Genomic DNA, 19,043 nt, shown 5'->3' on the forward strand with positions numbered 1-19,043 from the left:
CATTAACAACTACAATTTTTCTTGCCTGTGCAAAGATTGGCAGGCGAGCCACTTATCACCGAGTCGCTACAAGGCTCCAGTTTTAAGCTTTGTTTGCGGTTGGTATCAGCCAAATACACTATTGGAGTAAAGATATTGTCCAGACTCGCTGAATTTCGTGCAGCTGAAAAGGCCCTTCAGGAACAGCTCAAGCAGTTGGAATCGCTGAAGAACGATGCCGGGCTCAAGAAAGAAATCGAATTCGAAGAAAAGCTTCAAGGGCTGATGAAAAGCTACGGCAAAGGCCTCAAAGACATCATCGCCATTCTCGATCCGAATCCGACAAAATCCGCACTGCAAAGCGCTTCAGCGCCTAAAACCCGTCGCGCTCGCGTGGTCAAGGTCTATCATAATCCGCACACCGGCGAACTGATCGAGACCAAAGGCGGTAACCACCGTGGCCTCAAAGCCTGGAAGGAAGAGTATGGTGCAGGCACCGTTGATTCCTGGTTGCGCGGTTAATCCGGCCCCCACCAAAGCCCTGCATGATGCAGGGCTTTTTTATTGACAATATCTAACAAATGAAATGAATTTCATCGAGCAAGTTGCGAATTTTGTGTAACGTTACTGAGCCAAAAACCTGAACATTCTGCTGCATCATGTTGCGAGCGACGCCAACGTTAAACTTTGTGCTTAATCCCTTTGGGTATCTAACTGGCGAAAAAGTACAGAGGCTTAAAGTTTCAGGCTGTTTCTCACCGCGACAATTTCTTCTGCACTCGCCTTATAAGCCTCGGCTTGGCCGGCATAGGAAAGAACATAAGCCTTATCCGCCGCGACCGCCGCCACCAGCGTTTGCGATAACACATGCCGACCGTTTTCGGTCACCGTGCAAGTCGTCTCCAGGGCAGACAAAGAACCAAGCGTCGCCGGATGCACCTTGTTGCAGACACTTTGATAGCCACCCTGGAAAAAGTCCTTCTGTATCGACTTGCGCATTTCCAGCAAAACACCCTGCAAATTGACTTGATGATCCGTTTCAACCTGAGTCATGGTCAACTCCATCACCATTACCTGATTGCCATCGGCATCGTTCTTGACCGCCCGCTGGCGAGAAACCTGCGGCGCGGTGTCGGCAAGCGCCTCCACCTGCCAGCCTGCGGGCCAGGTGATGCTCGGTTCTTCGGCAAACACAGTAGCGGTGCACAGAAACAAGCCAAAGAAAACTAACGGGGTTTTAAACAGTCGGATCATTGCCGGACGCACTCGAAGATTGAGCCGCAAAGTCTGAGCCCCGGCCGCGCGCACGGCAAGCCTGCCCTTTCATTTGGCGATGCCGGCAGGCATGCGTATCATTGCGCCAATCACTCGCCCATAGTTATTGGAGGGCCCATGAGCCTGCACGAACTGAACACCTTCCCCGGCGTAACCGCCACGCCAGACAGCGCAACCCACAATTTCGTATTCAACCACACCATGCTGCGCGTCAAGGACATCACCAAGTCCCTGGATTTCTACACCCGCGTGCTGGGTTTCTCGCTGGTTGAGAAGCGCGACTTTCCGGAAGCGGAGTTCAGCCTGTATTTCCTCGCGCTGGTCGACAAGGCGCAGATCCCGGCCGACGCTGCTGCTCGCACCGAATGGATGAAGTCGATCCCGGGCATTCTGGAACTGACCCACAATCACGGCACCGAAAACGATGCTGATTTTGCCTATCACAATGGCAACACTGACCCGCGTGGTTTCGGCCACATCTGCATCTCGGTGCCGGACATCGTGGCAGCGTGTGAGCGTTTTGAAGCGCTGGGCTGTGACTTCCAGAAGCGCCTGACCGATGGCCGCATGAAAAGCCTGGCGTTTATCAAGGATCCGGATGGTTACTGGGTCGAGATCATTCAGCCTGCGCCGATGTGAAAGGCGAAAAGCCCCCCACCCTAACCCTCTCCCAAAGGGAGAGGGAACTGAATGGGGGATCTTGATGAGATTCACCGACTTGAAAGATCGGCGCTGAATCCATAGTCGAGCCGTATGTTGCAGGCAGATGGTCGCTTCCGCCAGCGGTCGACTCCCTCTCCCTCGGGAGAGGGCTGGGGTGAGGGGCTACATTTTCACGCACAATAAAAAACCCCATGATCACTCATGGGGTTTTGTCTTTTCAGGCCTGGCGTTTACGCCGGAGCCGAAGTTCGGATCAGATGATCGAATGCGCTCAGCGAAGCCTTCGCGCCCTCGCCCACTGCAATCACGATCTGCTTGTACGGCACCGTGGTCACGTCACCGGCAGCGAAGATGCCCGGGATCGACGTCTCGCCACGGTTATCGACAATGATCTCGCCACGCGGCGACAGCTCGATGGTGCCTTTGAGCCAGTCAGTGTTGGGCAGCAGACCGATCTGCACAAAAATCCCTTCCAGCTCGATAGTGCGCAGTTCGTCAGTATTGCGATCCTTGTAGCGCAGGCCGTTGACCTTCTGGCCGTCGCCGGTGACTTCAGTGGTTTGCGCACTGGTGATCACGGTAACGTTCGGCAGGCTGTGCAGCTTGCGCTGCAACACGGCGTCGGCCCGCAACTGCACATCGAACTCCAGCAGCGTCACGTGCGCCACGATACCGGCCAGGTCGATGGCCGCTTCAACGCCAGAGTTACCACCACCAATCACCGCGACACGCTTGCCTTTGAACAACGGGCCATCACAGTGCGGGCAGTACGCCACGCCTTTGTTTCGATAGTCCTGCTCGCCCGGCACGTTCATTTCACGCCACCGCGCACCGGTCGCCAGAATCACGCTCTTGGCTTTGAGGGTCGCACCACTGGCGAAACGGATTTCATGCAGCTCGCCATTTTCACCCGGGATCAGCTTGTCGGCACGTTGCAGGTTCATGATGTCGACGTCGTACTGCTTGACGTGTTCCTCCAGCGCCGTGGCCAGTTTCGGCCCTTCGGTTTCTTGCACGGAAATGAAGTTCTCGATGGCCATGGTGTCCAGCACCTGACCGCCGAAACGCTCAGCCGCAACACCGGTGCGGATGCCTTTACGTGCGGCATAAATGGCCGCCGAAGCACCGGCCGGGCCACCGCCGACCACCAGCATGTCAAAGGCTTCCTTGGCGGTGATTTTCTCAGCCTGACGCTCGATAGCGCCGGTGTCGAGTTTGGCGAGGATCTCTTCCAGACCCATGCGGCCCTGGCCGAAGTTTTCGCCATTCAAGTAAATGCTCGGCACCGCCATGATCTTGCGATCGTTGACTTCGTCCTGGAACAACGCGCCGTCGATGGCGACGTGGCGGATGTTCGGGTTGAGCACCGCCATCAGGTTCAGCGCCTGAACGACGTCCGGGCAGTTCTGGCAGGACAGCGAGAAATACGTCTCAAAACTGAACTCGCCTTTGAGCGAGCGAATCTGCTCGATGACTTCGACACTGGCTTTCGATGGGTGGCCGCCGACTTGCAGCAGGGCCAGCACCAGCGAGGTGAATTCGTGGCCCATCGGGATGCCGGCGAAACGCAGACTGATATCGGCGCCCGGGCGGTTGATCGAGAACGATGGCTTGCGAGCATCGTCACCGCTGTCGATCAAAGTAATTTGGCTCGAAAGACTGGCAACGTCTTTCAGCAGGTCCAGCATTTCACGGGATTTCGCACCGTCGTCGAGGGAAGCAACGATCTCGATCGGCTGGGTAACCCGTTCCAGGTACGATTTCAACTGGGCTTTAAGATTGGCGTCCAACATACGGGCGATTTCCTTTGGTTTGTTTCAGACATAAAAAAACGCCCGAGCGAATCTCGCCCGGGCGTTTTATTGGGCGGTGCAGCTAACTTAAGTAGGTGCGGAGTTCCGCCCTGAGTTGCGTGTCACAGACTTAGATCTTGCCGACCAGGTCCAGGGACGGAGCCAGAGTGGCCTCGCCTTCTTTCCACTTGGCTGGGCAAACTTCGCCTGGGTGAGCAGCAACGTACTGAGCAGCCTTGATCTTGCGCAGCAGCTCGGAAGCGTCACGGCCAACGCCGCCATCGTTCAGTTCAACGATTTTGATCTGGCCTTCAGGGTTGATCACGAAGGTGCCACGGTCAGCCAGGCCAGCTTCTTCAATAAGCACATCGAAGTTGCGGGAGATAACCTGAGTCGGGTCGCCGATCATGGTGTACTGGATTTTGCCGATGGCTGGCGAAGTGTTGTGCCAGGCAGCGTGAGCAAAGTGGGTGTCGGTGGAAACGCTGTAGATCTCTACGCCCAGCTTCTGGAAAGCAGCGTAGTTGTCAGCCAGGTCTTCCAGCTCGGTTGGGCAAACGAAGGTGAAGTCGGCTGGGTAGAAGAACACGACCGACCACTTGCCTTTCAGGTCAGCGTCCGAGACTTGAACGAAGTCGCCGTTTTTAAACGCGGTAGCTTTGAACGGTTTTACTTGGCTGTTGATGATAGGCATTGATGACTCTCCGTCAGTGGTTATGAAGTTGATGGGGTGAATCCTACCCACTCACTCGACGGATGGCTCATTGGCAAACCTGATGCTGCTGATTTGTTTTCGCTATTAGCAGACTGTATTAATAGAAGAAAACGATATCTAGGGCGAAACCGGTTTATCCGTAATCCGAGCCATCCCCTGGAATGGGCTGGCTTCAACATAGCGCATGGCTGACTTCATATCCTTCCAGCCAACGTAACTCATCAACGATTTCAGGTCCCAGCCACTTTGATGGGCCCAGGTTGCAAAGCCGCGGCGTAACGAGTGACTGGTGTAGCGTTCGGCGGCAATCCCGGCGCGTTCCAGCGCCTGGCGCAATAACGGGATGATGCTATTGGCGTGCAAGCCCTCTTCGCTCAGATTGCCCCAGCGATCGATGCTACGGAAAACCGGGCCGCGCACGAGCGCCGCCTCGTTGATCCAGTCGATGTAGGCCTGCACCGGGCATAGCTTGAGCAGTGCCGGAGTCTGATACGTCTGGCCGAGGTTTTCCCGATCGCCTTTGCTGCGCGGCAGATACAAGGTGATGCCATTGCCGGCATGCGCCTGTACATGCTCGATCTGCAAGCGGCACAACTCATCGCTGCGAAAGCCGCGCCAGAAGCCCAGCAGAATCAGCGCGCGATCGCGATAAGCCTTGAGCAATGACGGACGATCCTGCTGCGCCTTCGCAGTTTCAGCTTCTTGTTCCAGCCAATCGATGACTCTCTCCAAATCCTGCAGCTGCAAAGGCTCGGCTTGTTTTTCCTGCGCCGGGTGCAGCGCCCGAATGCCTTTGAACACTTTTCGCACCACGGGCGCTTTCGTCGGGTCGGCAAAACCCTGGCTGTTGTGCCACTGCGCCAGTGCCGACAGCCGCAACTTCAGGGTATTGATCGCCAGCACACCCGCATGCTCGACCAGATACCGCGCAACGCTGTCGGCTGTGGCCGGCAGAAACCCACCCCACGTTATTTCGAAATGCTCGATGGCGGCGCGATAGCTGCGGCGGGTGTTGTCGCGGGTGGCGGCTTGCAGGTAGCGATCCAGATCGCTCATGGGCTGTTTTCTCGCTGGCGTACTGATTCAAGGGTGTCCAAAACGCATTTTGCCGCCTGACACTGGGTAATACCAGTATATCCCGCTTCTTAAATATCAAAGATTTAACTTTATTATCATCGTGGTACACTGTGTACTTTAGTGGCATGTACCACAGTACGTAATCGTAGGAGTTCACATGGCCCGTGGCGGCATTACCAAAGCGCTGGTTCAGATTGCACGCACAGCAATCCTGGCTCGCGGCGAACACCCAAGCATCGATGCAGTACGCATTGAAATGGGCAATACCGGTTCGAAAACCACGATCCATCGCTATCTGAAAGAGCTGGATGACGGCGCTCAGCCGATCGAAGCTTCAGCCGAGCCCATCGACGACGAGCTCACAGCGCTGGTTTCGCGTCTCGCCCAGCGCTTGAAGGAGCAGGCCCAAGAGCCCATCGAGCAGGCTCGCGAGCAGTTTGAGGAACAGCGCGACGCGCTCGAATCAGAGCTCAAGCAGGTGCGTCAGGCACTGGAACAACTGGAGCACCAGCACGACATTCAAGGCGCCGCGCTGGAGCGTGAATCCGAGGCGCTAAGCAACACCCGCTCGATGCTGCAAACCGAGCAAACCCGCAATGCCGGTCTGAATCAGGCATTGGCCGACTTTGAATTGCGCTTGCAGGACAAGGACGAGCAGATCCGCTCACTGGAAGAAAAGCACTTGCATGCCCGCGATGCGCTGGAGCATTACCGCAACGCCACCAAGGAGCAGCGCGAGCAGGAACAGAGCCGCCACGAAGGCCAGGTGCAGCAAATTCAGGCAGAGCTGCGTCAGGCGCAGCAAAGCGCGATGGTGCGTCAGGATGAAATTACCCAACTGCATCGCGACAACGAGCGCTTGCTCACCGAGAACCGCGGCACTCAACGCGAACTCAGCCTGATGCAAGACCAGCTCAAGCAAAGCAACCAGCGCCAGGATCAATTGCTGGAGCAAGCCACCCGCGTTGACAGTGAGCGCACCCTCCTCCAGGAACGTCTGCGCGTAGCAACACTGGAAAGCCAGACACTCAAACAGAGCATCGAGGAGCAGACGCTACTCAATCAGTCACTGGAAAAGGAATTGACCAAGGCTCAAGCGAGCCTGGAGGACAGCCTTAGCCTGGCAGCTACCGTTGCGGCAGCGCCAGACTCGGCCAAACCGAAAGACGCTTAAGCGCCGACCGGCGTACGCATGGTGACAAACTCTTCGGCGGCCGTCGGGTGCACCCCGATCGTGTCGTCGAAGTCACGCTTGGTCGCGCCAGCCTTCAGCGCAATCGCCAGGCCCTGGACGATTTCGCCCGCGTCCGGACCGACCATGTGGCAGCCGAGAACCTTGTCAGTCTTGCCGTCGACCACCAGCTTCATCAGCGTTTTCTCCTGACATTCAGTCAGGGTCAGCTTCATCGGCCGGAAGCGGCTTTCGAAGATCACCACATCGTGACCCGCTTCACGCGCCTCTTCTTCGGTCAAACCGACAGTGCCGATGTTCGGCAGGCTGAACACAGCCGTCGCGATCATCTTGTAATCCACCGGACGGTATTGCTCCGGCTTGAACAGACGCCGCGCCACCGCCATGCCCTCGGCCAATGCCACAGGCGTCAGCTGCACGCGACCAATGACGTCACCCAGCGCCAGAATCGACGGCTCAGTGGTCTGGTATTGCTCATCGACCTTGATGAAACCTTTATCGGTGAGCTGAACATCAGTGTTTTCCAGCCCCAGGTTGTCCAGCATCGGACGGCGACCGGTCGCGTAGAAAATGCAATCGGCCTCCAGCACTCGGCCATCCTTGAGCGTGGCTTTCAAACTGCCGTCCGCCTGCTTGTCGATGCGCGCGATGTCGGCATTGAATTGCAGATCCATGCCGCGCTTGGTCAGCTCCTCTTGCAAGTGCTTGCGCACCGAACCATCAAAGCCGCGCAGGAACAGATCGCCGCGGTACAGCAATGTGGTGTTGGCGCCGAGGCCGTGGAAGATCCCGGCAAACTCGACCGCGATGTAACCACCACCCACGACCAATACGCGCTTGGGCAGTTCTTTGAGGAAGAAAGCCTCATTGGAACCGATCGCGTGCTCACGCCCCGGAACCTCTGGAATCTGCGGCCAGCCACCCGTAGCGATAAGGATATTTTTTGCAGTGAAGCGCTCACCATTGACTTCGACTTCATGCGGACCAACGATCTTCGCGTGAGCTTCGTGCAGGGTCACACCGCTGTTCACCAGCAGATTGCGATAAATGCCATTGAGGCGATTGATCTCGCGATCCTTGTTGGCGATCAGCGTCGCCCAATCAAAATTCGCCTCACCCAGGCTCCAGCCAAAACCGGACGCCTGCTCGAAGTCTTCGGCCAAATGCGCGCCGTAAACCAGCAGCTTCTTCGGCACGCAACCCACGTTGACGCAGGTCCCGCCCAGATAACGGCTCTCAGCCACCGCCACTTTCGCACCAAAACCGGCCGCAAACCGCGCAGCGCGAACTCCACCGGAACCAGCACCAATTACATAAAGGTCAAAATCGTAGGCCATTTCTATCTCCTCGGCAGGCGATCAGCATACCTGTAGACACCCATTGAGCAAGTCTCTACAGGATGTGGATGAGCAATACCGAGGAGTTCTACCTTCAGCTTTTGATTAATGACATTCTGCTGGTTGCGATTTTGGCAATCGCAACGTACGCCAAGCGATCAGAATCGCCATGAGTGCCAGGCTGAACGCGACCCACGAAACCAATTCGATTCCGCCTTCAAATGCACTTCCTGCCTGCTGCATCAACTGTTGCGCCTGATCTTCCACCAAACCGGTCGCCACATGATGAGCACCCGACAGCGTTTCACTTGCCAGCGCTGCCTGAATATCACTCAAAAACGCTGGTAGCTGCAGGCCAGTACGATAGTAGGCCGTAACCAGGCCGCCGAGCAGAGTCGTCCCCCAACACCACGCCCACTTCATAGGCTGTTTCACTGATGGCGGAAGCTGCACCTGCCTTTGCCGGGGGCGCAGCCGACAAAATCACGTCATTGGAAACCGTCGCAATAGCGCCCACTCCGATATTCAACAATGCGAACGCCGCTACCAATACCGCAAGACTGCTGCCCATGCTGGCCACCAGCAAAAACGCAGCGCCAGCGAAGGCCATCAGGACCGGTATCAGTACATGCACAGGCATACGCTGCGCGACCGGGACCACCGCCATTCCAACCATGATTGCCATAATTTGCCCCGGCACCAACGCCAGACTCGCACTCAAGGGCGACATCTGCAGGACAATTTGCAGATACTGAGTCGTAAAGAAAACGAAACCGACGAGAAACGCAAGACTCATCAAATTGATTAAAACAGACCCGCTGAAGGTGCCACTGCGAAATAGGGCCATATCCATCAGAGGCACAGGAAGACGCAGCTGTCGCCTTACGAACATCCAGCCCGCCAATGCACCGACCAAAAAAGTAATTAGCACTGCCAAGTCAACGCCGTCACTGGCGCCATGTTTGATGCTGTAAACGATGCTTCCCAGTGCGACCATCGACTGGAGGATGCTGATCGGGTCCAACGGGCCCGACGCATCACGCTCTGACTCAGGGAGCAAAAGCGGCCCCAACACCAATAATGGAATCAGAACGGGCACCGCCAACAGAAAAATTGCGCCCCAACCAAAGAACTGCAGCAACACTCCGCCCACCAAAGGCCCCAGTGCCGAGCCGACGGTCAACGTCGTTGCCCAGATCGCCACCGCCAGCCTGCGCTCTTCTCGATCCTCAAAAACCGAACGTATCAATGCCAGCGTGGAAGGCATCAGCATCGCACCGAAAATCCCCATGCATGCACGCCCGATGATCAGTTGCATGGCCGTGTCGGAATACGCGGTCAAAACCGATACGACTGCAAAACCCATAGACCCGATGAGCAGCAACTTACGGTGCCCGACCCGGTCACCCAGACTGCCCATCGACACCAGCAATCCCGCCAGCACCAGCGAGTAAGCGTCGATCATCCAAAGTTGCTGGCTGGCAGTCGGACGCAAAGCTTCGGCAATTTTGGGTAGTGCGAATCCGAGCACAGTGTTGTCTACGGTTACCAGCAGTACTGGCAGCATCAGAACGCTGAGGCCGAACCAGCGTTTTGATTTTGCTTTACGATTAATCGCCTCGCTTGTTGTAACCATGAGTAAAGCTCCTTTTTACAAAAATAATTCCACGGTGCATTGTTCATGCGCCCGTGAAACGTTTTTCTACGCACTTCCCTCGCGTAAATGGATCAGTTCAACAATGAAAACACGTGCTGACAATCGAGCCCCCCCCCGGATTCAAACGACGGCCCAATGCATTTGATACACCTTGCAGATCACTACGAAACTTGACTGGGAACATCTACCATCAAACGCCTCAGTCTTTCCGCCAACGCCTAACGCCGCTTAATCGCGCGATCGTTCTCCAGCTGAATGTCCCATAGACTTCGAGATGCCCGACACTCAAAGGAAATTAAAACTTAATTCAGATTAGACTTTCAGACAATGCAGATAGAAAAAATGTGGCCGAATTGCACAAACGCAAACGCCCCGAACAAGTCGGGGCGTTTGTTTTTGAGCATCTCAGGATTTGGGTCGTGTGATGCTCCTACAGACGAGTCGAGCGCTCTTAGTAAGCCTTGCCAGTCTTGTAGAAGTTTTCGAAGCAGAAGTTGGTCGCGTCGATGTAGCCTTCAGCGCCACCGCAGTCGAAACGCGTGCCTTTGAACTTGTAGGCCATTACGCAGCCGTTCTGGGCCTGTTTCATAAGGGCGTCGGTGATCTGGATTTCGCCGCCCTTGCCTGGCTCGGTCTGCTCAAGCAGGTCGAAAATGTCCGGAGTCAGGATGTAGCGACCGATGATTGCCAGGTTCGACGGCGCATCTTCCGGCTTTGGCTTCTCGACCATGCTGTGAACGCGGTAGATGTCGTCGCGAATCATCTCACCGGCAATCACGCCGTATTTGTGAGTTTCTTGCGGATCAACTTCCTGAATGGCCACGATCGAGCAGCGGAACTGCTTGTACAGCTTGACCATCTGGGTCAGTACGCCGTCGCCTTCGAGGTTGACGCACAAGTCATCCGCCAGCACCACGGCGAACGGCTCGTCACCGATCAGTGGGCGGCCGGTCAGGATGGCGTGGCCCAGGCCTTTCATTTCGGTCTGACGAGTGTAGGAGAACGAGCACTCGTCCAGCAGTTTGCGGATGCCGACCAGGTATTTTTCCTTGTCGGTGCCTTTGATCTGGTTTTCCAACTCGTAGCTGATGTCGAAGTGGTCTTCCAGTGCACGCTTGCCACGACCGGTAACGATCGAGATTTCAGTCAGGCCAGCGTCCAGAGCTTCTTCAACGCCGTACTGGATCAGTGGCTTGTTTACCACCGGCAGCATTTCTTTAGGCATGGCTTTAGTCGCTGGCAGGAAGCGAGTACCGTAACCGGCTGCTGGGAACAAGCATTTCTTGATCATATAAGTCCTTGAAAAGGCTGTGTGTACGAGTTTCGGCGCAGTCTAATCAGGCGGCGTGCACCTTACAATGCCCCGCACTGGCTGACCGATGCCAAAATAGAGAAATATTCTCGCCGATAGTTCCATCGACATCTTCAGACCATCACCCAGCGTAGCGCAAAGTGACCGACGAGCAGGATTACCATACGCTCATCGCCCCCGTTGTGAACATTTTGCCGGTATCATTGCGACTTTGAACCAGCGAACGAGACAGATTAGATGGCCGCCGTAAAAATCATCAACGGGTATGTGATCGACAAGAAAGACGGAAAGTGGACTCTCACCACTACCAATGGCGAACACGTTGCCGGGCCTTTCGACAGCGAGCAGATGGCGACTGATGTTGCGTCGGTATTCACTGACACCCCTGCATCGGCAAAGCGCCGCGGCAAAGATCAGGACTGATCTGCTGCCAAGCGCCGCAAGCCCTGCCGTCGAGCAGGGCTTTTTTGTGCCTGACACACGACCGTCGCAAACAAGTGGCCAATCGCTATAACCTTTTCACACCGGCGCTGTCAGAGCGTCTAGTCCCCCATCGCTGAAGACGACAACTATGAACATGAACAGATTTTTGCCACTGATTGCGGTACTGGTATTGAGCGGCTGCGCCACGTCCCAACCGACCACCCTGAACAACGGCGAACAGGGGCTGACCATCGACTGCTCCGGCGAAGCCAATTCCTGGGCCACCTGCTATGAAAAGGCTGACGCCTCATGCGCAGGGACGGGCTACCGTATCGTCGGCACTGACGGCACACCGGCGCCGAAGGAAAGCGAAAAGACATTGGGCGTCGATGTCGGTAACTACAAAAACCGCAGCGTGGTAGTGGTCTGCAAATAGACGCTACATGTGAATTTCCGCGAACTTGATCCCGAGTCCGCGTACGACTTCGATCAGGTCGTCGAGCCGATTGAAAGACTCGACTTCGTCGTTTTCGTCCACCAGGAAATAGCTGCGCCCGGCGCTCTTCTTGAAAAACACGATCCATTCTCCGGAATTTGCCGGGTTCTGAATGACATGTGTGGCAGAGATCAAACCCTCTGCATGGCGTTCCCGCACTTGCTCTCGCTTCATTGCAACTCCAGAAATGAAAATGCCGTCACAGCATGACTGTGACGGCATTGATGCTGATGACCAATAGTCTATCAGCCGGAAATACAGGCGTTGGCAGCGTTACGCACATCACGCGGGCGCACCGGCACATTGGACATGCGCTCATGCAGCTTGATGCTGCTACCGCCGGAGCGGTCTTCGATATCAAACACGGCGGCGGGACCAGAAGACAGTTTGCCCGGCACAATCACGCGAACCCCCTCCTTTTGCGGCTGAACCTGCAGCGCGCCGCGGCTGTTCGCCAGTTTTTCGGTCAGGCATTGCGCGTACTCATGGGGCTTCTTGCCAGAGATTACGCTTACGGTCGGTAGCGTTTCATTGATTTCGGAAACGTTCGCACAACCACCCATAGCCAAAACCAACGGCAGACACACCACACCCCACTTCATACAAAACCTCCGTTAAAGACCGTCCGACAGCACAAATGCCGTTTTTCTCCGGGGCCTTCTGCATTTAACCCGCATCCAATCGCGAATATCTGTTCAAAATTGTCAAACCAACGCCCGACGGCCAGATAATAACCTGTGCAGGCTGATAAACTGCGCCCAATTACAAGCTATCGTTTTGATTTTGTAGAAAAAGCCCTTCTGGAGGCGCCCATGAAATTCATTCACCAGCGCGAACACCTCAACGAAGACGACATCGTCGTCATCCAGTGCTCGCAAACCTGCAACATCCGTTTGATGAGCGACGCCAACTTCCGCAGCTTCAAAAATGGCGGTCGTCACTCTTACCACGGCGGCGCTTTCGACACGTTCCCGGCCCGCATCACCGCGCCGAGCACCGGATTCTGGAACATTACCATCGACACCGTCACCACCCGGGCAATCAGCGTTACACGCAAACCGACGCTGACGCACTCGATCAAGATCATCCGCCGCTCCAGCTCCAAACTCAGCTGAGCCGCCCCGCCCACACAGACAGGTATTCATGACCGTGGCCCAAACGACTAAATACGTCATCAAGTACAAGCTCAACGGCGAGCGCCGTTTCGAGTTCGCGCAACTGGAAAACGGCACCGCGGAAGAAGCCAAGGCTGCTCTCGACGCAATCCACGGGCAGACTGAAGATGTGATCAGCGATATCGCCGTCAGCAAAGCGCTGTAACGGACCAACAGAATGACTGCCGCAAGGTTTTGGTGATCGCTATGCAGCCGCACACTTTCGACTTGTTCGCTGATCACCAACCCGCACAGCAGCCCCGCGCCGAACAGATCGGTGAACAATCTTGGGTACTGCGCGGATTCGCCCTGCCGCTGACCGATCGATTGCTACCGGCGCTGGACGCCGTCCTGGTCGCCGCCCCACTCCGCCACATGGTCACGCCGGGCGGCTTCAGCATGTCGGTGGGCACCAGCAGCTGCGGGCAACTGGGCTGGATTACTGACCGCAGCGGCTATCGTTACTCAAGGGTCGATCCACTCAGCGGATTGCCCTGGCCCGAGCTGCCGCCGGTGTTTGCCGATCTGGCAGAGGCTGCGGCGCAGGGGGCCGGTTTTTCTGACTTCAAGGCAGATTCCTGCTTGATCAACCGCTATATCCCCGGCGCCAAGATGTCCTTGCATCAGGACAAAGACGAAAATGCCTACGCTGCACCAATCGTTTCGCTGTCGCTGGGCTTGCCGGCAATGTTTTTGTTTGGCGGTTTCGCGCGTGGTGACAAGAGCCAGCGGATCCCTCTGTTGCATGGCGACATGGTGGTTTGGGGTGGTGTCGATCGTTTGCGTTTCCATGGCGTTTTACCAATCAAGCAGGGGCGACACCCGCAACTTGGCGAACAACGCATCAATCTGACTTTTCGTGTTGCCGGATGAACCTTGAAAATTTGACCGCAAGGCCCGGAGTGTTGTGTTCACCAACGCTGGTTAACCTGAATTAAACAGGTCAACGGATTAGCCATCATGAAAACGCTTTCGAACACGCCCAACATTGAAGACGATCCACGCTGGGCCGCTGTTGTTGCGCGGGATGCTCGGGCGGACGGGACGTTTGTCTATGCGGTGAAGACCACAGGCATCTACTGTCGCCCAAGCAGTCTTGCGCGCTTGCCGAAACCGCAGAATGTGGAGTTTTTTGATACGGCGCTTGAGGCTGAAGCCGCCGGCTACCGCCCGAGCAAAAGGGCCAGCAAGGATCAGAGCGATGTGCTCGCGCAACATGCTGCCACCGTGGCGCTGGCATGCAGGCAGATCGAGTCCGCCGACACTTTGCCCGCGCTCAATGAACTCGCCGAAACGGCCGGTCTGAGCCCGTTTCATTTTCACCGTGTGTTTAAAGCCGCGACCGGACTGACGCCCAAGGGTTACGCCAGCGCCCACCGCTCGCGCCGCGTGCGTGAGCGCCTGGCAGACGGCGGCTCAGTGACCGATGCGTTGTATGACGCAGGTTTCAATTCCAACAGTCGTTTCTATGAAAGCGCCGATCACTTGCTGGGGATGAAACCCGGTGACTACCGCGCCGCCGGGCAAAACAACGACATTCGTTTTGCCGTCGGACAATGCTCGCTCGGCGCGATCCTGGTGGCACAAAGCGAGCGCGGGGTTTGCGCGATTTTGTTGGGCGACGATCCTCACCAACTGGTGTGTGATCTGCAGGACCAGTTTCGCAAAGCCAATCTTATTGGCGCCGATGCAGGGTTTGAACAGTTGATCGCCAAAGTCGTCGGCTTTATCGAAACCCCGGCCATCGGCCTCGATCTACCGCTGGACGTGCGCGGCACGGCATTTCAGGAACGCGTTTGGCAGGCGCTGCGGGAAATCCCGGTTGGCAGCACCGCCAGCTACGCCGACGTTGCCCAACGCATCGGCGCGCCGACATCCATGCGCGCCGTGGCTCAGGCATGCGGTGCCAATCGATTGGCCGTCGCGATTCCCTGCCATCGCGTGGTGCGCAGCGATGGCAATCTTTCCGGTTATCGCTGGGGTGTCGAACGTAAACGGCAACTGCTGGAGCGTGAAACGCAACCCTGAAGCTGCGTACCGCTTCAGCGATTGACGTCCACCACAACGCGTCCGCGAAGCTGTCCTGCGAGCAGTTTCGGCGCGGCATCGATAACGTCGCCGAGGGCGATTTCATGGCTGATCAATGGCAGTAAGGCGAAGTCCAGATCCTTCGCCAATCGATCCCATGCCTCCACGCGGCGCGCTTTTGGCTGAGTCACGCTGTTGATGCCGGCTAGGGTGACACCGCGCAAAATAAACGGCGCCACCGAGGCAGGGAAATCCATGCCCTGGGCCAGACCGCACGCGGCGACGGTGCCCTCTGCACGCGTACTGGCGCAGGCATTCGCCAGCGTGTGGCTGCCGACCGAATCGATTACCGCTGCCCAACGTTCCTTGGCCAGCGGCTTGCCCGGTTCGGACAAGGTCGCGCGGTCGATGATTTCAGTCGCGCCCAATTGCTTGAGATAGTCATGCTCGGACACCCGACCCGTGGACGCCACGACCTTATAGCCGAGCTTGCTCAGCAGCGCGATGGCAAAACTGCCCACACCGCCATTGGCCCCCGTCACAAGCACCTCGCCCTGCGCAGGCGTCACGCCATTACGCTCAAGCGCCAAAATGCACAACATTGCGGTGTAACCCGCCGTGCCGATCGCCATCGCCTGAGCAGCGGTAAAAGCGTTTGGCAACGGAATCAGCCAGTCGCCATTCAGCCGGGCCTTTTGCGCCAGGCCGCCCCAATGGCTTTCGCCCACGCCCCAGCCATTGAGCAGCACCTGATCGCCCACTTTATAGTCGGGATGTGAGCTGACCTCGACGGTGCCTGCCAGATCGATCCCCGGAACCAAGGGAAACTTGCGCACTACCGGACTGCTGCCAGTAATCGCCAGGCCATCCTTGAAATTCAACGTGCTGTACGCGACGGCCACGGTCACGTTGCCCTCGGGCAACTGGTCTTCGTTGATCTGTTGAAGGTTGGCGCGATAACCGCTGTCGTCTTTATTGATCAAAATACCGTTGAACATGATGGCCTCTCATGGATGGATTTCAGGTGGTCATGGCTTTCAAATATCACATCGCAACACGTTGCCACACTCGACTTTCAGCCAATCCACGAATCGCCCGGGTATTTTCATGGCGGCTGTGGTGGAGATGGCGGATTTCGTCGACGCTAAGAACCTGCGTCAGGTGATGTTCACAATTTCAAAGTGGCCCGGAGTCTGGTTTTGCTGGTAAAACCGGCTTTGCCGTCCCTGCCCCGTTTCATCGTTCGGAGTCCGCTTCCATGAGCCAATGGCCAGATACACGCATTCTCGACCTGCTCGGCATTCAATCGCCGATCATTCAGGGCCCGATGGCCGGTGCGACAAATTCATCGATGGTGATCGCCGTGTGCAACGCTGGCGGCCTGGGTTCGATGCCGGCGGCGATGCTGAGCATCGAGCAGTTACGCGAAGAGCTGAAAACGATTCGCGAACACACCGACAAGCCCTTCAATGTGAATTTTTTCTGCCACCAGCCACCCGCCGCTGATGAGCAACGCGCACGCGAGTGGAAGAACCTGCTGGAACCGTACTACCGGGAACTGGGTGTCGACTTCGAGGCGCCAACACCGGTATCCAACCGGGCGCCGTTCGACACGGCAGCGTGCGAAGTGCTGGAAGAATTCCGGCCTGCGGTGGTGAGTTTTCACTTCGGTTTGCCGGAGAAATCCCTGCTCGATCGGGTAAAGGCTACTGGCGCCAAAATCCTCTCCTCGGCAACCACCGTCGATGAGGCGATCTGGCTGGAACACAATGGCTGTGACGCGATCATCGCCATGGGCTACGAGGCCGGCGGTCATCGCGGGATGTTTCTCAGCGAGGACTTGAGCAGTCAAGTCGGCACGTTCGCACTGGTGCCGCAGATCGTCGATGCGGTGACAGTGCCGGTGATTGCCGCCGGTGCAATCGCAGATGCGCGAGGCGTCGCGGCAGCTTTCATGCTCGGCGCGTCAGCGGCTCAGGTTGGCACCGCGTACCTGTTCACCCCGGAAGCGAAAGTAAGCGCCTCTCATCACAAGGCCTTGCGCACCGCCAAAGAGAGTGAGACCGCGATCACCAACATTTTCACCGGACGCCCGGCACGGGGCATTCTTAATCGTGTGATGCGTGAAATGGGCCCAATGTCGGCCAAAGCGCCGGCATTCCCGTTGGCCGGTGGCGCCCTGATGCCTCTACGTGCAAAAGATGATGCGCAGTTCGCCAACCTGTGGGCAGGCCAGGCTTTCACGCTGGGCCAAGACCTCAGCAGTGCTGAACTGACTCGCCAATTGGCCGAGGGTGCATTGGCGAAGCTGAATGCGCTTTGATACCGCGCGCGGGGTGCGTTTCAGGTCAAGTGGCCCGTCAGGATAAATCCTCTCGCCACAAAGTGGGGATCGCTATATATTTCGCTACATAGCGATTTCCCCCTTTGCAACGGCGCAGTACGCCACGAGTAAAACTGCCCTGTGCACCGCCCACAACGGAGCTGCTACATGACCATTCGCGCCTCACGTTTTGCCCCTGCCTGTCTCACCTCACTGCTTGCAGTATTCGCCATCGGTGCTGCTCAGGCTGATGAAGTGCAGGTTGCTGTTGCTGCGAATTTCACGGCACCGATCCAGGCCATCGCTGCCGATTTCGAAAAAGACACCGGGCACAAACTGGTTGCAGCCTATGGCGCCACCGGCCAGTTCTACACGCAGATCAAGAATGGCGCGCCGTTCGAAGTGTTCCTCTCGGCGGACGACACCACGCCGGAAAAACTGGAAAGAGAAGGCGATACCGTCAAGGGCTCGCGCTTCACTTACGCCGTTGGCACCCTGGCGCTGTGGTCCGCGAAGGATGGTTATGTCGATAGCAAAGGTGAGGTGCTGAAGAAAAACGAATACCAGCACCTGTCCATCGCCAATCCGAAAACCGCACCATACGGCCTGGCAGCCACGCAAGTGCTGGAAAAGCTGAAACTGACCGAAGCGACCAAGACCAAGATTGTCGAAGGCCAGAACATCACCCAGGCCTACCAGTTCGTTTCGACTGGCAACGCCGAACTCGGCTTCGTCGCGCTGTCGCAGATCTATAAGGAAGGCAAAGTCACCAGCGGTTCGGCGTGGATCGTACCGGCCAGCCTGCATGATCCGATCAAACAGGACGCGGTGATCCTCAGCAAAGGCAAGGACAACGCTGCCGCCAAGGCACTGGTTGAATACCTCAAGGGCCCGAAAGCCGCTGCGGTGATCAAGTCTTACGGCTACCAACTCTAAAATGTCGCTGACGAGTGCCGATTTTGCGGCGATCTGGCTGACCCTGAAACTGGCGTCCCTGACCACCGCGATCCTGTTGGTTATCGGCACGCCGATTGCCCTGTGGTTGTCGCGCACCCGCTCATGGTTGCGCGGCCCGGTTGGGGCGATCGTCGCCCTGCCCCTCGTGCTGCCGCCGACCGTCATCGGTTTTTATCTGTTGCTGATGATGGGGCCACACGGCTTTCTCGGCCAGTTCACCCAATGGCTGGGCCTGGGCACTCTGACGTTCAGTTTCACCGGGCTGGTGATTGGTTCCGTAATCTATTCCATGCCGTTCGTGGTGCAACCGTTGCAAAACGCGTTTTCGGCAATCGGTACCCGTCCGCTGGAAGTGGCCGCAACGTTGCGCGCCAATCCGTGGGACACCTTTTTCAGCGTGATCCTGCCGCTGGCCCGCCCGGGTTTCATCACGGCGACCATCCTCGGGTTTGCCCATACCGTCGGTGAGTTCGGCGTCGTGCTGATGATTGGCGGCAATATCCCCGACAAGACCCGCGTGGTCTCGGTGCAAATCTACGATCACGTTGAAGCGATGGAATACGCACAGGCCCACTGGCTGTCAGGCGCGATGCTGGTGTTTTCGTTTGTGGTGTTGCTCGCGCTGTACTCAAGCCGCAGGACCCGCGCGGGCTGGAGCTGAT

General features: G+C 56.9%; 23 protein-coding genes. 12 read left to right on the forward strand and 11 right to left on the reverse strand.

Annotated elements, in window-relative coordinates; genetic code table 11:
• Window positions 1–135 precede the first annotated feature (135 nt).
• Window positions 136–501 carry a histone-like nucleoid-structuring protein, MvaT/MvaU family gene (locus H8B20_RS21965; RefSeq protein ID WP_150592573.1) on the forward strand — a complete coding sequence of 122 codons (366 nt, stop codon included), beginning with the start codon at window positions 136–138 and terminating at the stop codon, window positions 499–501.
• Window positions 502–714: 213 nt separating this feature from the next.
• Here the strand turns inward: H8B20_RS21965 and H8B20_RS21970 are convergent, their stop codons facing one another.
• Complete coding sequence (locus tag H8B20_RS21970; protein WP_210624595.1) at window positions 715–1,233, reverse strand: DUF4946 domain-containing protein; 519 nt, start codon at window positions 1,231–1,233, stop codon at window positions 715–717.
• A 138-nt stretch (window positions 1,234–1,371) separates the two neighbouring features.
• On the opposite strand from H8B20_RS21970, the gene gloA reads away from it, so the two are divergent.
• On the forward strand, window positions 1,372–1,893 hold the full coding sequence (gene gloA, locus H8B20_RS21975; RefSeq protein WP_042559344.1) for a lactoylglutathione lyase: 522 nt from the start codon (window positions 1,372–1,374) through the stop codon (window positions 1,891–1,893).
• Window positions 1,894–2,147: 254 nt separating this feature from the next.
• Here the strand turns inward: gloA and ahpF are convergent, their stop codons facing one another.
• From ahpF to H8B20_RS21990, 3 genes are all read right to left on the reverse strand, one after another.
• Complete coding sequence (ahpF, locus tag H8B20_RS21980; RefSeq protein ID WP_210624596.1) at window positions 2,148–3,710, reverse strand: alkyl hydroperoxide reductase subunit F; 1,563 nt, start codon at window positions 3,708–3,710, stop codon at window positions 2,148–2,150.
• A gap of 130 nt (window positions 3,711–3,840) precedes the next feature.
• On the reverse strand, window positions 3,841–4,404 hold the full coding sequence (ahpC, locus tag H8B20_RS21985; protein ID WP_007958941.1) for an alkyl hydroperoxide reductase subunit C: 564 nt from the start codon (window positions 4,402–4,404) through the stop codon (window positions 3,841–3,843).
• 138 nt (window positions 4,405–4,542) lie between these two features.
• Complete coding sequence (locus tag H8B20_RS21990; protein WP_210624597.1) at window positions 4,543–5,481, reverse strand: site-specific integrase; 939 nt, start codon at window positions 5,479–5,481, stop codon at window positions 4,543–4,545.
• Window positions 5,482–5,659: 178 nt separating this feature from the next.
• Here H8B20_RS21990 and H8B20_RS21995 point away from each other — a divergent pair, with 178 nt between their 5' ends.
• A complete protein-coding gene (locus H8B20_RS21995) occupies window positions 5,660–6,676 on the forward strand; it encodes a DNA-binding protein (RefSeq protein WP_210624598.1) in 1,017 nt (338 codons plus the stop codon).
• Here H8B20_RS21995 and gorA read toward each other — a convergent pair.
• The 4 genes from gorA to galU all read right to left on the reverse strand — a co-directional run bounded on the left by gorA (window position 6,673) and on the right by galU (window position 10,979).
• The gene (gorA, locus tag H8B20_RS22000) at window positions 6,673–8,031 is read right to left on the reverse strand and encodes a glutathione-disulfide reductase (protein WP_210624599.1); all 1,359 of its coding nucleotides are present in this window, start codon (window positions 8,029–8,031) and stop codon (window positions 6,673–6,675) included. The genes H8B20_RS21995 and gorA overlap by 4 nt on opposite strands.
• Before the next feature lie 105 nt (window positions 8,032–8,136).
• Complete coding sequence (locus H8B20_RS27955; protein ID WP_228732738.1) at window positions 8,137–8,367, reverse strand: hypothetical protein; 231 nt, start codon at window positions 8,365–8,367, stop codon at window positions 8,137–8,139.
• Window positions 8,360–9,667: an MFS transporter gene (locus tag H8B20_RS22005; RefSeq protein WP_228732739.1), complete on the reverse strand. Its 1,308-nt coding sequence runs from the start codon at window positions 9,665–9,667 to the stop codon at window positions 8,360–8,362. Before H8B20_RS22005 ends, H8B20_RS27955 begins: the two co-directional genes overlap by 8 nt.
• Window positions 9,668–10,139: 472 nt before the next feature.
• On the reverse strand, window positions 10,140–10,979 hold the full coding sequence (galU, locus tag H8B20_RS22010; protein ID WP_042559350.1) for a UTP--glucose-1-phosphate uridylyltransferase GalU: 840 nt from the start codon (window positions 10,977–10,979) through the stop codon (window positions 10,140–10,142).
• A 258-nt stretch (window positions 10,980–11,237) separates the two neighbouring features.
• Between galU and H8B20_RS22015 the strand changes: the two genes are divergently transcribed.
• On the forward strand, window positions 11,238–11,423 hold the full coding sequence (locus H8B20_RS22015; protein ID WP_042559351.1) for a hypothetical protein: 186 nt from the start codon (window positions 11,238–11,240) through the stop codon (window positions 11,421–11,423).
• A gap of 148 nt (window positions 11,424–11,571) precedes the next feature.
• The gene (locus H8B20_RS22020; protein WP_080896026.1) at window positions 11,572–11,859 is read left to right on the forward strand and encodes a hypothetical protein; all 288 of its coding nucleotides are present in this window, start codon (window positions 11,572–11,574) and stop codon (window positions 11,857–11,859) included.
• 3 nt (window positions 11,860–11,862) lie between these two features.
• Here H8B20_RS22020 and H8B20_RS22025 read toward each other — a convergent pair whose 3' ends face one another.
• Together H8B20_RS22025 and H8B20_RS22030 are read right to left on the reverse strand one after the other, a co-directional pair.
• The gene (locus H8B20_RS22025) at window positions 11,863–12,093 is read right to left on the reverse strand and encodes a hypothetical protein (protein WP_042559352.1); all 231 of its coding nucleotides are present in this window, start codon (window positions 12,091–12,093) and stop codon (window positions 11,863–11,865) included.
• Between the two features lie 71 nt (window positions 12,094–12,164).
• Window positions 12,165–12,521, reverse strand: coding sequence for a hypothetical protein (locus tag H8B20_RS22030; protein ID WP_150591996.1), 357 nt, complete (start codon window positions 12,519–12,521; stop codon window positions 12,165–12,167).
• Between the two features lie 210 nt (window positions 12,522–12,731).
• On the opposite strand from H8B20_RS22030, the gene H8B20_RS22035 reads away from it, so the two are divergent.
• The 4 genes from H8B20_RS22035 (at window position 12,732) to ada (ending at window position 15,101) form a co-directional block, all read left to right on the forward strand.
• Window positions 12,732–13,034 carry a DUF1883 domain-containing protein gene (locus tag H8B20_RS22035; RefSeq protein ID WP_042559354.1) on the forward strand — a complete coding sequence of 101 codons (303 nt, stop codon included), beginning with the start codon at window positions 12,732–12,734 and terminating at the stop codon, window positions 13,032–13,034.
• Between the two features lie 28 nt (window positions 13,035–13,062).
• Window positions 13,063–13,239 (forward strand): hypothetical protein, encoded by a 177-nt coding sequence (locus tag H8B20_RS22040; RefSeq protein ID WP_155401126.1) that lies wholly within the window; start codon window positions 13,063–13,065, stop codon window positions 13,237–13,239.
• Between the two features lie 41 nt (window positions 13,240–13,280).
• Window positions 13,281–13,946 (forward strand): DNA oxidative demethylase AlkB, encoded by a 666-nt coding sequence (gene alkB, locus H8B20_RS22045; protein ID WP_210624600.1) that lies wholly within the window; start codon window positions 13,281–13,283, stop codon window positions 13,944–13,946.
• Between the two features lie 87 nt (window positions 13,947–14,033).
• Window positions 14,034–15,101, forward strand: coding sequence for a bifunctional DNA-binding transcriptional regulator/O6-methylguanine-DNA methyltransferase Ada (gene ada / locus H8B20_RS22050; protein ID WP_042559356.1), 1,068 nt, complete (start codon window positions 14,034–14,036; stop codon window positions 15,099–15,101).
• A 14-nt stretch (window positions 15,102–15,115) separates the two neighbouring features.
• On the opposite strand, the gene acuI is transcribed toward ada, so the two are convergent.
• Window positions 15,116–16,099, reverse strand: coding sequence for an acrylyl-CoA reductase (NADPH) (acuI, locus tag H8B20_RS22055; RefSeq protein WP_210624601.1), 984 nt, complete (start codon window positions 16,097–16,099; stop codon window positions 15,116–15,118).
• A 260-nt stretch (window positions 16,100–16,359) separates the two neighbouring features.
• On the opposite strand from acuI, the gene H8B20_RS22060 reads away from it, so the two are divergent.
• The 3 genes from H8B20_RS22060 (at window position 16,360) to modB (ending at window position 19,042) form a co-directional block, all read left to right on the forward strand.
• On the forward strand, window positions 16,360–17,424 hold the full coding sequence (locus H8B20_RS22060; protein WP_210624602.1) for an NAD(P)H-dependent flavin oxidoreductase: 1,065 nt from the start codon (window positions 16,360–16,362) through the stop codon (window positions 17,422–17,424).
• A gap of 168 nt (window positions 17,425–17,592) precedes the next feature.
• Window positions 17,593–18,360, forward strand: a complete 768-nt coding sequence (modA, locus tag H8B20_RS22065; RefSeq protein WP_228732740.1) for a molybdate ABC transporter substrate-binding protein — start codon at window positions 17,593–17,595, stop codon at window positions 18,358–18,360.
• 1 nt (window position 18,361) lies between these two features.
• Window positions 18,362–19,042, forward strand: coding sequence for a molybdate ABC transporter permease subunit (gene modB / locus H8B20_RS22070; protein WP_210624603.1), 681 nt, complete (start codon window positions 18,362–18,364; stop codon window positions 19,040–19,042).
• Window position 19,043 lies beyond the last annotated feature (1 nt).

Origin of the sequence: Pseudomonas sp. P42, from assembly GCF_017973755.1 — a bacterium.
Classification (GTDB): Bacteria; Pseudomonadota; Gammaproteobacteria; order Pseudomonadales; family Pseudomonadaceae; genus Aquipseudomonas; species Aquipseudomonas iridis.

What these genes read in the sequence shown, in the direction of transcription:
- H8B20_RS21970 (WP_210624595.1), bottom strand. Translation starts at nt 1,233, where the DNA reads ATGATCCGACTGTTTAAAACCCCGTTAGTTTTCTTTGGCTTGTTTCTG.
- gloA (WP_042559344.1), top strand. Translation starts at nt 1,372, where the DNA reads ATGAGCCTGCACGAACTGAACACCTTCCCCGGCGTAACCGCCACGCCA.
- ahpF (WP_210624596.1), bottom strand. Translation starts at nt 3,710, where the DNA reads ATGTTGGACGCCAATCTTAAAGCCCAGTTGAAATCGTACCTGGAACGG.
- ahpC (WP_007958941.1), bottom strand. Translation starts at nt 4,404, where the DNA reads ATGCCTATCATCAACAGCCAAGTAAAACCGTTCAAAGCTACCGCGTTT.
- H8B20_RS21990 (WP_210624597.1), bottom strand. Translation starts at nt 5,481, where the DNA reads ATGAGCGATCTGGATCGCTACCTGCAAGCCGCCACCCGCGACAACACC.
- H8B20_RS21995 (WP_210624598.1), top strand. Translation starts at nt 5,660, where the DNA reads ATGGCCCGTGGCGGCATTACCAAAGCGCTGGTTCAGATTGCACGCACA.
- gorA (WP_210624599.1), bottom strand. Translation starts at nt 8,031, where the DNA reads ATGGCCTACGATTTTGACCTTTATGTAATTGGTGCTGGTTCCGGTGGA.
- H8B20_RS22005 (WP_228732739.1), bottom strand. Translation starts at nt 9,667, where the DNA reads ATGGTTACAACAAGCGAGGCGATTAATCGTAAAGCAAAATCAAAACGC.
- galU (WP_042559350.1), bottom strand. Translation starts at nt 10,979, where the DNA reads ATGATCAAGAAATGCTTGTTCCCAGCAGCCGGTTACGGTACTCGCTTC.
- H8B20_RS22015 (WP_042559351.1), top strand. Translation starts at nt 11,238, where the DNA reads ATGGCCGCCGTAAAAATCATCAACGGGTATGTGATCGACAAGAAAGAC.
- H8B20_RS22020 (WP_080896026.1), top strand. Translation starts at nt 11,572, where the DNA reads ATGAACATGAACAGATTTTTGCCACTGATTGCGGTACTGGTATTGAGC.
- H8B20_RS22025 (WP_042559352.1), bottom strand. Translation starts at nt 12,093, where the DNA reads ATGAAGCGAGAGCAAGTGCGGGAACGCCATGCAGAGGGTTTGATCTCT.
- H8B20_RS22030 (WP_150591996.1), bottom strand. Translation starts at nt 12,521, where the DNA reads ATGAAGTGGGGTGTGGTGTGTCTGCCGTTGGTTTTGGCTATGGGTGGT.
- H8B20_RS22035 (WP_042559354.1), top strand. Translation starts at nt 12,732, where the DNA reads ATGAAATTCATTCACCAGCGCGAACACCTCAACGAAGACGACATCGTC.
- H8B20_RS22040 (WP_155401126.1), top strand. Translation starts at nt 13,063, where the DNA reads ATGACCGTGGCCCAAACGACTAAATACGTCATCAAGTACAAGCTCAAC.
- alkB (WP_210624600.1), top strand. Translation starts at nt 13,281, where the DNA reads ATGCAGCCGCACACTTTCGACTTGTTCGCTGATCACCAACCCGCACAG.
- ada (WP_042559356.1), top strand. Translation starts at nt 14,034, where the DNA reads ATGAAAACGCTTTCGAACACGCCCAACATTGAAGACGATCCACGCTGG.
- acuI (WP_210624601.1), bottom strand. Translation starts at nt 16,099, where the DNA reads ATGTTCAACGGTATTTTGATCAATAAAGACGACAGCGGTTATCGCGCC.
- H8B20_RS22060 (WP_210624602.1), top strand. Translation starts at nt 16,360, where the DNA reads ATGAGCCAATGGCCAGATACACGCATTCTCGACCTGCTCGGCATTCAA.
- modA (WP_228732740.1), top strand. Translation starts at nt 17,593, where the DNA reads ATGACCATTCGCGCCTCACGTTTTGCCCCTGCCTGTCTCACCTCACTG.
- modB (WP_210624603.1), top strand. Translation starts at nt 18,362, where the DNA reads ATGTCGCTGACGAGTGCCGATTTTGCGGCGATCTGGCTGACCCTGAAA.